This window comes from Achromobacter sp. Marseille-Q0513 (assembly GCF_018195695.1).
Classification (GTDB): Bacteria; Pseudomonadota; Gammaproteobacteria; order Burkholderiales; family Burkholderiaceae_B; genus Achromobacter.
On sequence record NZ_JAGTJY010000459.1, the window covers coordinates 1 to 574 of the forward strand.

Genomic DNA, 574 nt, shown 5'->3' on the forward strand with positions numbered 1-574 from the left:
GAATAGGGCGGTCACAAGACCTGCAGCACGATGGAACATGTTGATCTCCTGCTTCTGTTGTTCTGATTGAGGACGCCAGAATGCCGCGCGCTGCTACGCGCTGGGTGGCACCCGCAGATGCATTGACGGAACGGTTCAGTTGACCGGATTGGTTTTAATGGGCATGGTGCGCGGGCCGTATAGCCAGGCCAGCGCCGGCGTAGCGTGCTCCGCCTCGCCCATGCGGGCTACCGGGGCGAACAGACCTGAAGGGAAGCGAGCGGCGAACTCACGGAACTGCTGCCCACCCTGGACGATGTGGCTGGTGGCAGCCTGCGAGGCTGCGTTCTCGTCGCCGTCCAGCACCGCCTCCAGAATGACGGCATGCTCTTGCCAGGAGCAAGTAAGGCGACTCCGTTGATCGAAGTAGCGCAGTCGATACGGCTGTGTGCGCTTGCGGATCACCATGATCTGCTGGATCAGGTAGCTGTTGCCGCTGGCTCGATACAGAATGTCGTGAAACGCGATGTTTGCGGCGGCATAGCCTCCAGGGCGTTGCGCGGCCAATCTCGGCTCCGCATCACGGTGCGCCGCC

At 62.2% G+C, this 574-nt stretch carries 1 protein-coding gene; it reads right to left on the minus strand.

What is annotated here, in order from left to right:
- Positions 1-135: 135 nt before the first annotated feature.
- Positions 136-574 (minus strand): FCD domain-containing protein (locus tag KDH83_RS31250; protein ID WP_212322998.1); only part of this gene is annotated, 439 nt, incomplete at its 5' end.